Consider the following 9,038-nt stretch of genomic DNA (forward strand, 5'->3'; position numbering starts at 1 on the left):
TAGGTGTCAAGGGGCGGGCTCCGGTGGGCACGAGTCCAGGGCGATTCTCACGTCCGCCATGCCCGGGCGGGGCAGGGTGAAGCGGCACTCCGTGCCGGTGCAGGTGTCCGCCGTGCGGGCGCGGTATTCGCCGCCTGGCCAGGTCACCCTGACCTCTTCCGCCGTCCCCTCGTAGTGGAAGGCCACCTCGGCCCCGGAGCGGAAGAGGGCCGTCAGGCGGCCCTGACAGCCCCCGGACTCCTCCTGGGGAGGCACCTGGAGGTCCACCACAGGGGAAGGGCCCGCCTCTTCCGCCTCAACCGCCTGGGATACCCTGGGAGTCCAGACGGACCAGAAATAGGCCACGATGCCCAGGAGGAGGGCCAGTCCAAAGGCTCTCTGGCTGGGGGTCTGCATTCTCTCCTCCTCCTCCATCCTACCCCGTCCTTCCAGGTTCACAGAAGGCCACTAGGTACTTCCTGGGGCCAACCCTTGGCCTCGGTACCCTGCCCACCATCTCCATGGGCCCCTCCCGTATCTCCAGCCCCATGTGCCGGGCCAGGGCCTGGATCTCCCGAGGGTCCTCCTTCCCTCCCGGCCGGCGGATGGCGAGGACCAGCCGGCCATCAGGCCGGTGGGTCAAGAAGACCTGCACCCCATCGCTGGGAGAGGTGCGGAGGACGAACCGGACCCGCCGGCCAGGCTGCTCCAAGGCCTCCTGAAGATGGTTCCGCAGGATATCCGCCACCGCATCCAGTCGCACCCTGTCAACCCGCATAGGGCACCCCCGCTCTGAAGGCCTGGAAGGGGGCCACCAGGTCCCAGTACCCCTCCCGCCGCAGGAGGGCCTGGGCGTAGGCCCCAGGGCTCCGGGCGAAGCCATCGGCCCGGGCTTCGGCCGCGAGGCCCACCACCCGGGCCAGGACCCTCATGGCCCCCTCTCCTCCCCCGAAGATGGCCTGCTTTAAGGCGGCCCAGACCACCCGGAGCCAGAAGCGCACGCTCTTCTGGTCTCCCAGGGCGGCGGCGATGGCGGACGCCGCCTGCTGGGCCCAGTTCCGGCGGCCGTTCCGGCCCCCGGGGACGCTGGAAAGCCGGAGAAGTTCCCGGAAGTTCCGGCGAGTGTCGGGATCTAATGGTAACGGGGTTTTTTTGCTTTCCCAGGTGGCTAACGGCTTCCCTACCACGATCCTTAGGGTTAGGGGTTTACCTAGTAGAAGACCCTCTTTATATCCCGACATTGAGTCGGGGGCACTCAACACCCGGGCCGTCCGGCCCTCCCGCCGGTCCTCCTCCAGGTCCCGCCAGGGGAGGCGGAGGTAGGGGGCCAGGACCTTGATGGCCCGGTAGACGGGGCGCACCCTGACCCGCCACACGGTGCCCCCCCGCACCGCCCCCTCCTGCTCCAGGGCCCGCCCTGAGGTCATCCAGGTCTCCCAGGCGATCCAGTGGCGGGCGTAGCGGCGGTACTTCTCATAGCGGGGGTCGTGGAGCCACCGCTCCACCGTGCGCTCGGAGACCTCCAGGGCCTGGGCCACCTCCCACTGGGGGAGGAAGACGTGGGCCTCCCGGGAGGGGTCCAGGCGGGCCCCCTCCCAGATGGCGTAGGCCACCAGGAGGCGCACCAGGGGGAAGAGGGGGCCCAGCACCTCCTTGTAGCCGTGGGCCTCTATGGTGCGCTCTGCCTTGGCCAGGAGGTCCTGCCACTCAAAGCGGCGCACCTCCCGCCAGTCGGTATTGGCCAGGGTGGGGCGCTGAGGGGGGGCAGCCTCGAGGCCGGCCCGGTCCGGGGTCCCCGAGGAAGGGGGCTCCTCCTCGGGGGCCTCCTTGGGCGTTTTAGCAGGGGTCTCGTTCCAAGAAGCGCCCGCCTCCCGCTTCCGCTTCGCCTCCCAGAGGCGCAGGAGCCCCTGGGCCATGCCGGGGTTCTTTTGGGCGAGGTCTTCTATCTGCCGGCGGATGTCCTCCGGCATGTCCGGGGGGAGGTTCAAGTTCATGACGACCTCCCGTTCAGAAGCTCCTCCACAGCGTTGTAAGGGCTAAAATCCGACTTATCCGTGGGAAGCCCAAGGAGGTTCTCCAGGGCCTCCCGCTCCGTGCGGCCCGTGGCCGCCCAAAGGGTCTGGTAATAGCGGTGGCGGCCAGAGGCTTCCCACCGCAAAGAACCCTCCAGCCGCTCCACCCGCAGGTCGTCAAAGTGGCTCCTGGCGATCCGCCGCAGGTTCTCAAGCTTCAGCCGCTTCATAGTCCCAGCTCCCCCATCAGGCACTCCAGAGCCTCCTCCCGGGTAGCCCCGATGGCCTGGGCCACCTCCCGCCCCTCGTAGCGGGCCCGGGCCCACCACCAGCGCTCCCCGTCCCGAGGGCCCCAGATGTCCTCCACGTGCACGTCGTACCCCAGGGCCTCGAGGCGGGCCAAGGCCGCTTCGCCCGGGCGATCCGCCGGGGCGGGGCGCACCCGCACGTGTTCCACCCCGGCCAGGGCCTCATACAGTTCCAGCTCGTTCACCAGGCGCAGGGCGTCCATGTAGGCCCGCCCTTGGGGGGCGCTCTCCTCAAACGCCGCCGCCCACCTGGCCCTTTCCCAGGCCTCCCGGGCCCGCGTGGCCTCAGGCTCCACGCCCATGCGCCAAAGGGCCAACCGCAGGCCCCGCTCCAACCGCCGGATCTGCTCGCTCAGCGTCATTCCGCCCTCCTCTCCAGCCGCAAAACGGAAGCGGGAGGCTCGGAGGCCACCCGCTCGGTCCACTCGTCCAGCCACTCCGCCCGGAAGTAAAAGCGCTTGCCCAGTCGCACGTGCCGCAGGTGGAACGGGTTTCCCGGCTTTGCCCGCACCGCCTGGTAGATGTGGTGAACCGGGATGCCCAGGTACTTCGCCGCCTCGTCAACCGTCATGAGCTTCGGCATGTTCACCTCCCGGGCACGGGGGCCATCAAAAGGGCCAGGCCCAGGATGAGCCCGGCCAACAGGCCCCCTAAAAGGTCCAAGCCCCAGCTCCAAAGCCACTTCGGAATCCCCTTCACCGCGCACCTCCCACGGCCAGCACCACCAGCACCGCCACCATGAGCCCCGCCAGGAAGGCCATGGCGGCGGCTAGGGCGGGCCCGGGCTGGCCGTACCGGGCCCGCACGTAGACGCCCAGCAGGGCGTAGAGGGCGAGGGCGAGGAGGGAGTAGAAGGCGAGGAGGGAGGTCATTTTGCCTCCCCACTCTGGTCTATCGGTACCGATATATCAGAGTTGAAGCCCAAAAAAAGAGCCAGGTCTTCCTCCCTGACCCGGTACTCCCTTCCTACGCGCACCGCCCTAAGCGCCCCGGCACGGATTTGGCGGCGTACCCAGAGAGGGCTTTTCCGAAGGAGCTGGGCGACCTCCTTAGTGGTCAAAAGCCTCGTCATTTCACCCGGAGGATACCTCAGCCTCAATGTTTAGTCAAGCATCAGTACCGAGCAAAGGGTAAACATGTGGTATATGACGCTCTATCTTAGTGGTGTGGTGGTGAAAGGTGGGGCCAGGGCAATCCAAAGACCAGCATGGGGTGAGGCTATAAAGGCCCGCCGCAAGCAGCTTGGCCTCACTCAAGAAGACCTAGAAGCCGCCACGAACGATATCCTTTCGCAAAAAACTATCTCCGACCTCGAGGTAGGCCGGGTTCACCCGCTCAATCTTGGGGCGGAAAAGTTCCTTGCCCTGCTAAGCGCCCTCCGCTGGACCCCGGAGGAGTTCGCCGAAGCCACGGGCCTGGACGTGCCCCTGGTCTACCGCCCCTCGGGGGAGCCTCGGGAGGATGTGGTCTGGGTGCCCGTGGTGGGCTCCGGCGTGGCGGGGCGGCCTTGGCCCGAGTCCGGGAGCATGCCCGTCCCCCGCCCCCTGGTACGCCCGGGCTCCGTGCTCATCCAGGTGGAAGGGGACTCCATGGACACCGGGGAGGAAGACGGTCTCCGGGACGGAGACCTGGTCCTGGTGGACCAGAACCTCAAGGAGCTTCGGGAAGGCCGGGTCTACGCTGTGGAGATCATCGGGGACGGCATCACCATCAAACGGGCCCGCAAGCTTGGCAACCGCTGGATTTTGATTTCGGACAACCCGAAAGGCCCGCTTTTGGAACCCGAGGAGGTGCGCGTGATTGGGGAGGTCTACCGGAAGATCAGCATCCGGGAGGTGAAGTGATATGAAACCATCAGGAATACGGTGGGGTTTAGTGGTCTTCGGCCTGGTACTGGCGGCATGCAGCTCCAACCCGCCCATAAACGCCACCGGCACGTGGCTTGACCTCACGGCTAAAACTCGCCCCCTCAACAAAGCAGATTGCCCTGAAGACCCGATAAACACAGGGGAGTTAAGATTCTCCCTCAACCAAAGCGGCTCAAATGTGTCGGGCACCGTCCGAGCTTATACCCCCGGGCAACCCGCCGCTTACGGAGACGTGACCGCGCAAATAAGACAGGACGGCACCATAAACGGCAACATGGTATTTAGCTCCCAGTCTGGAAACTCCGTCATTTCAATCGCTTTTGAAGGTCGGATACAAGGCACTTACTTCATCGGCAAAACCATCAGCCCCCTCACGAGCCAGTGCCCTTCCAACCAGAACATGGTGAGCGTTTACCTTGAATGGAACGCCCAGAAACAATAGGCACCTTGACTGAATCTTGGCTCATAGGGGAGTCTTTCCCACGAAGTCAAATGAGGCCCGATCCGCTGCTAAAACTGCTTGAGGACCCGGCCTATTTGGTCCAGGCGGATAGGGGGGAGCTTCTTGAGGTGGTGGTCCAGGCCCTCTTCGCCCGCCTGCCCGGGTGGAAGGCCTCCCGCCCAAGCCAGACCAACGCCCCGGACAACGGCCTTGACGTGGAAGCCATAAGCCCCCAGGGCAAGCGCTACCTCATCCAGTGCAAAAACCTTTCCACGCCCGCAGATGCCAACCTGGTGAGGCTGACCCATGCGGCCAAAGACCTCCATAGGGCCCACAAGGGCATCCTCATCTGCCCCTCGGGGTTCACCAAGCCAGCCTTGGAAAACGCCGAAGCCCTGGGGGTGATGACCTGGGGACCCGAGGAGTTGAGGCTTCTCTACCATGCGGCTTCCTCCGAGGCCGCCATGCGCAAGCTCGGTCTTTGGGAAGCGCCAAAGTCTCCGGGATTTTGGGATGGCCTCGCGATCCACTTCAAAAACTGGCTTGCCCAAACCCGGAAGGAAACACTTTACGTGGGCATCGCCATCCTGATAGTCCTCGGTTTCCTCTTCCTTTTGACGCAGGGGTCTTCGCCCCAAAAGGCCAAACGCCCGGTCTCCTCACCCGAGGCCGTGGTGAGGGGCTACGACTCAGCCTATCGCTACGCCTTGAGCACCAACGACTGGGCCCCCCTCTACGAGTGGGCCTTCGCAGACTTCCTGGAACGGAAGGTTCTCCCCTTCATCCGGGAACGCCAGAGCCGGGGGTGCGTGCTTCGGACCGAAGAGCTTGAACCCATGCGGATCACCGCCGTGGAAGCCCTGCCCGACATGGCCGAAGTCTACGTCAGCAAGAAGTGGCAGCAAACCCTGGTTTGCCAAGACAGGCCCCCCAAGGAAGTGCTCAACAAAGCCTTCAGCACTTACTACCTCATCAAGCCAGATGCGGATGGCCGGCTGAAGGTCTGGCTTTCTGATTGGAACTGACAGAGGTTTTTGAGCAAAAGCCGCCTATGAAGCGTAAACGAGGCAGGGGAGAAGGCTCCATCTTCCAGCGCAAGGATGGCCGCTGGGCCGGCTTCGTGACCCTCGGGTACACCCCGGACGGCCGCCAGCGCAAGAAGTGGGTCTATGGCCGCACCCGCCGGGAGGTGGCGGAAAAGCTGGCCAAGCTCCTTCCCAAGGCCGGCGTGGGCTGGGTTCCCGACCCCGCCGGCCTGCGCCTTGGGGACTACCTGGCCTCCTGGGTGGAGCAAAGGGCCGCCACCCGAGACCTACGCCCCACCACCCTTCGCAACTACCACGTGTACCTGAAGCACGTGGAGCCCATCGCTCACCTGCCCCTCTCCCGCCTGACCCCCCTCACCTTCCGCGCCTTCTTCGCCGAACTCGCCGGCTTCTCTCCTTCCCACCGCCGTCACATCTACCAGTTTTTGCGGGCCGCCCTCCGGGACGCCGTGCGGGCCGACCTCCTGGACCAGAACCCCATGGACGCCGTGGATCCCCCACGGGGCGGGGCGGTCCGGCCGGCCAAGGCCTGGAAGCCCGAGGAGGTGGCCCGGTTTCTTGAAGCCGCCCGGGGGCACCGCCTCTACCCCCTCTTCGCCCTGATGCTCGCCACCGGCCTCCGGCCCGGGGAGGCCCTGGCCCTCCGGTGGGAGGACTGGGAGGGGGACGTGCTCCACGTCCGGCACACCCTGCGCCGGGACGGCACCCTGGGCCCGGCCAAGACGCCGGGAAGCGTGGCCCCCATCTACCTGGACCCGGACACCCAAGCCCTCCTCGCCTGGTGGCGGGAGCGCCTGGAGGAAGAACGCGCCTCCACCCCGGACTGGCAGGACCACGGGCTCATGTTCCCTTCCACCCGGGGAACCCCCATGGAATACAACAACTTCAAGCGGGCCTTCTACGCCCTGCAGGAAAAGGCCGGGGTCTCCCGCATCACCCCCCACGGCCTCCGGCACACCTACACCTCCCTCGCCCTCCGGGCCGGCCTCCCTCCCAAGGTGGTGGCGGCCAGGTTGCGCCACGCAGACCCCACCTTCACCGTCAAGGTCTACCAGCAGCTCATGGAGGAGGATCACCGCGCCGGGGCCCTTCCCCTTGACACCTTGCTACACCTAAACAACCGGAACCAACGGGGACCAACGGGGACCAACCAGGCTCAAAAACCCCGTCCCCGCCACAAACCCGGTTCCTAACCCCTCCTCCCTTGCGGGCTGATAAGCGTGAGGTCGGTGGTTCAAGTCCACCATCGCCCACCACGAAGAGAACACAAAACTTCCCCCCTCGGTAGCGAGGGGGGAAGATGCTTTGAGGGCTCATTTGAGGGCTTATGAGGTCAGGCTTGCGGCCTGGGCCTCGGACCCCCCAAAAGCTCCCCGAGCTCCAAGACATACCCCCGCCGCTCCTTCTCCAGCAGGTGCCGGTAGACGTTCAGGGTGATGGTGGGGGAGGCATGGCCCAGCCGCTCGCTCACCACCTCCAGGGGCACCCCCCGGGAAAGGGCCAGGGTGGCCCAGGTGTGCCGCAGGTCATGCACCCTCACCCGCCCCAACCCCGCCCGCTCCGCCAGCCGACGCAGGTAGTGGTTGAAGGCATCGGGATCAAAAGGCCGGTCTCCGGCAAAGAGGAAAAGCTCCTCCACCTCCTCCGGGGCCAGTTTCGCCAGGAACTCCTCCTTGTATGCCCGCAACCGCAGGAGGAGATCCCGGGGAAGGGGCACCACCCGCCGGGCGGTGGAGGTCTTGGGGGTGGTGAAGGCCCCCCTGCCGTCCACCTTGGTCCAGGCACGCCAGACCCGCACCTCCCCCCGGTCCAGGTCGAGGTCCCTCCACTGAAGGGCTAAGGCTTCCCCCCGCCTCAGACCCGTGGAGAGGAGAAGCCAAAGGAGCAAAGCCATCTCTCGACTCCGCCCCCGCTCCGCCTCCTCCAGGAGACGGATCACCTCCTCCGGTTCCAGGGCCCGGGCCACCTTCTCCTCCTCCCTCAGGCGCAACCGCACCCCTTCCGCGGGGTTCCTGGGGACCAGCTCCAGATGCACCGCTTCCCGAAAGAGGGCCTTCAGATGGCCTAACACCTTGCGCACCGTCCTGGGGGCATACCGCCCCACCAAACCATCCACCACCCCCCGGATCTGGGCGGGACCCACCCGCTGCAGGGGCATACGACCCAGGGGATCCGGCAGACCGGGATCCCGCAGGGAGGGCAGGGCCAGCCCCAACTCCAACCGCAAGAGGCGCAGGGTGTTGGGCCGCACCCCCTCCCGCTCCTTGCGCTTCAGATACTCCAGGGCAAACTCCCGCAGGGTGAGACGGGTGGGGGAGAGGAGAAGCCCCCTGGCCTTCTGACTGGCTAACTCTCCCAGCAAGGCCTCAGCCTCCTTGCGGGTGGGGGCATACCGCCTGACCTTGACCACCTTCCCGGTGAGCTCGTCCACCCACTTCAACTCTGCCACCCACCGGTCCCCGTGGGGGTCGTAGTAGGTGGATCCTCCTCCCTTGCCTCTACGCCGCATCTTTTACCTCCTTCCTGCCTTGGTATCTGGACATGCTCTCGAGTATACCGTGACCCTGGTTCACAAACCCCCATGGGGATTCGAAAAGGAAAGCCCCCGCCGAAAGGGCGGGGGTTGATTTTCCTTGTTTTTACCTCTGCGAGGGCCTGATTTCCCTTATCCCAGGCTTAACCCTTATCGACATCAACCATTATCATCAGATTTCCTCCTTCGGACGAGAAGCCCTACACCTGACCTGACCGGTTTGTGGCCCCGGACGCCCCCGATACGGTTCGGGACACCGTGGCTGGCCGGTGTGGGCCGGCCATCCCCCTAGGGCCATGGATGGCCCCCTAGGTGGCCACCAGGTTCGGCGATCCCCGCCTTCAGGTTTCACCCCTAGGCGTGGAGGCCTCCCCAGGCATCCTGTGGTTTTCCGTCTCCACCGAGGAGCAATCCTCAACTCCCCTGTGGGCCTCTAGCCGGTTGTCGGGGTGGGGAACAACCCCCACCCCCAAGTGGTGCCGAGGCCCCCGTGCGGTGGAAGCCACACGGGTAAGCCGGTCCGGGCTTTCCTAGCCTGGTTGCCCAGGCGGGTTCGTGCACCGCATGGGGTACGGGGCCCCCCATGCAGCCATTCCCCGTCGTACTGGCCCGGTCTCCCCCTCCTGCACGGGTGGGTTTTCGCCAGCGCCTCGGGAGGTCTTCGCCTCCGTACGCGTCCGGGTACTCCCCACACCCTAAACCCCTGGCAGGGTGGCAGCCCTGTGCCCCAGGGGTCCAGGAGGTTCCCGCGTTAGGTCCAGGTACGGTGGATATTGAATGCTCGATGCTGGTTCCCGCCTTCACGGATCCACCCGCCCCTTTCCGAGGCCTTTCCCCCTACGAGGTTCCG

General features: G+C 65.8%; 12 protein-coding genes. 3 read left to right on the top strand and 9 right to left on the bottom strand.

Annotation, left to right across the window (positions count from 1 at the left end):
* Positions 1 to 6: 6 nt before the first annotated feature.
* The 8 genes from KQ693_RS04895 to KQ693_RS04930 form a co-directional block, all read right to left on the bottom strand.
* Positions 7 to 396: a hypothetical protein gene (locus tag KQ693_RS04895; protein WP_039459781.1), complete on the bottom strand. Its 390-nt coding sequence runs from the start codon at positions 394 to 396 to the stop codon at positions 7 to 9.
* Positions 397 to 415: 19 nt separating this feature from the next.
* A complete protein-coding gene (locus tag KQ693_RS04900; protein WP_267262096.1) occupies positions 416 to 757 on the bottom strand; it encodes a hypothetical protein in 342 nt (113 codons plus the stop codon).
* Positions 747 to 1,973, bottom strand: a complete 1,227-nt coding sequence (locus tag KQ693_RS04905) for a hypothetical protein (RefSeq protein ID WP_267262097.1) — start codon at positions 1,971 to 1,973, stop codon at positions 747 to 749. The genes KQ693_RS04900 and KQ693_RS04905 overlap by 11 nt, the downstream gene beginning before the upstream one ends.
* A complete protein-coding gene (locus KQ693_RS04910) occupies positions 1,970 to 2,221 on the bottom strand; it encodes a hypothetical protein (RefSeq protein ID WP_267262098.1) in 252 nt (83 codons plus the stop codon). Before KQ693_RS04910 ends, KQ693_RS04905 begins: the two co-directional genes overlap by 4 nt.
* The gene (locus KQ693_RS04915) at positions 2,218 to 2,661 is read right to left on the bottom strand and encodes a hypothetical protein (RefSeq protein ID WP_267262099.1); all 444 of its coding nucleotides are present in this window, start codon (positions 2,659 to 2,661) and stop codon (positions 2,218 to 2,220) included. The genes KQ693_RS04910 and KQ693_RS04915 overlap by 4 nt, the downstream gene beginning before the upstream one ends.
* Complete coding sequence (locus KQ693_RS04920; RefSeq protein ID WP_135343946.1) at positions 2,658 to 2,882, bottom strand: helix-turn-helix domain-containing protein; 225 nt, start codon at positions 2,880 to 2,882, stop codon at positions 2,658 to 2,660. The genes KQ693_RS04915 and KQ693_RS04920 overlap by 4 nt, the downstream gene beginning before the upstream one ends.
* 112 nt (positions 2,883 to 2,994) lie before the next feature.
* A complete protein-coding gene (locus KQ693_RS04925; RefSeq protein ID WP_267262100.1) occupies positions 2,995 to 3,171 on the bottom strand; it encodes a hypothetical protein in 177 nt (58 codons plus the stop codon).
* A complete protein-coding gene (locus KQ693_RS04930) occupies positions 3,168 to 3,371 on the bottom strand; it encodes a helix-turn-helix domain-containing protein (protein WP_267262101.1) in 204 nt (67 codons plus the stop codon). Before KQ693_RS04930 ends, KQ693_RS04925 begins: the two co-directional genes overlap by 4 nt.
* A gap of 94 nt (positions 3,372 to 3,465) precedes the next feature.
* Between KQ693_RS04930 and KQ693_RS04935 the strand changes: the two genes are divergently transcribed.
* The 3 genes from KQ693_RS04935 (at position 3,466) to KQ693_RS04945 (ending at position 6,848) form a co-directional block, all read left to right on the top strand.
* Positions 3,466 to 4,143, top strand: coding sequence for a LexA family transcriptional regulator (locus tag KQ693_RS04935; protein ID WP_267262102.1), 678 nt, complete (start codon positions 3,466 to 3,468; stop codon positions 4,141 to 4,143).
* A gap of 516 nt (positions 4,144 to 4,659) precedes the next feature.
* Complete coding sequence (locus KQ693_RS04940; RefSeq protein ID WP_267262103.1) at positions 4,660 to 5,634, top strand: restriction endonuclease; 975 nt, start codon at positions 4,660 to 4,662, stop codon at positions 5,632 to 5,634.
* A gap of 26 nt (positions 5,635 to 5,660) precedes the next feature.
* Positions 5,661 to 6,848, top strand: coding sequence for a tyrosine-type recombinase/integrase (locus KQ693_RS04945; protein WP_267262104.1), 1,188 nt, complete (start codon positions 5,661 to 5,663; stop codon positions 6,846 to 6,848).
* Between the two features lie 140 nt (positions 6,849 to 6,988).
* On the opposite strand, the gene KQ693_RS04950 is transcribed toward KQ693_RS04945, so the two are convergent.
* Positions 6,989 to 8,164: a tyrosine-type recombinase/integrase gene (locus KQ693_RS04950; protein WP_267262105.1), complete on the bottom strand. Its 1,176-nt coding sequence runs from the start codon at positions 8,162 to 8,164 to the stop codon at positions 6,989 to 6,991.
* Positions 8,165 to 9,038 lie beyond the last annotated feature (874 nt).

Source organism: Thermus brevis, from assembly GCF_026427635.1.
Lineage (GTDB): Bacteria > Deinococcota > Deinococci > Deinococcales > Thermaceae > Thermus > Thermus antranikianii.

Bases quoted from the DNA above. Each gene is read 5' to 3' on its own strand.
- KQ693_RS04905 (WP_267262097.1), bottom strand. From the start codon at position 1,973: ATGAACTTGAACCTCCCCCCGGACATGCCGGAGGACATCCGCCGGCAG.
- KQ693_RS04910 (WP_267262098.1), bottom strand. From the start codon at position 2,221: ATGAAGCGGCTGAAGCTTGAGAACCTGCGGCGGATCGCCAGGAGCCAC.
- KQ693_RS04945 (WP_267262104.1), top strand. From the start codon at position 5,661: ATGAAGCGTAAACGAGGCAGGGGAGAAGGCTCCATCTTCCAGCGCAAG.
- KQ693_RS04920 (WP_135343946.1), bottom strand. From the start codon at position 2,882: ATGCCGAAGCTCATGACGGTTGACGAGGCGGCGAAGTACCTGGGCATC.
- KQ693_RS04940 (WP_267262103.1), top strand. From the start codon at position 4,660: ATGAGGCCCGATCCGCTGCTAAAACTGCTTGAGGACCCGGCCTATTTG.
- KQ693_RS04950 (WP_267262105.1), bottom strand. From the start codon at position 8,164: ATGCGGCGTAGAGGCAAGGGAGGAGGATCCACCTACTACGACCCCCAC.
- KQ693_RS04915 (WP_267262099.1), bottom strand. From the start codon at position 2,661: ATGACGCTGAGCGAGCAGATCCGGCGGTTGGAGCGGGGCCTGCGGTTG.
- KQ693_RS04930 (WP_267262101.1), bottom strand. From the start codon at position 3,371: ATGACGAGGCTTTTGACCACTAAGGAGGTCGCCCAGCTCCTTCGGAAA.
- KQ693_RS04900 (WP_267262096.1), bottom strand. From the start codon at position 757: ATGCGGGTTGACAGGGTGCGACTGGATGCGGTGGCGGATATCCTGCGG.
- KQ693_RS04925 (WP_267262100.1), bottom strand. From the start codon at position 3,171: ATGACCTCCCTCCTCGCCTTCTACTCCCTCCTCGCCCTCGCCCTCTAC.
- KQ693_RS04895 (WP_039459781.1), bottom strand. From the start codon at position 396: ATGCAGACCCCCAGCCAGAGAGCCTTTGGACTGGCCCTCCTCCTGGGC.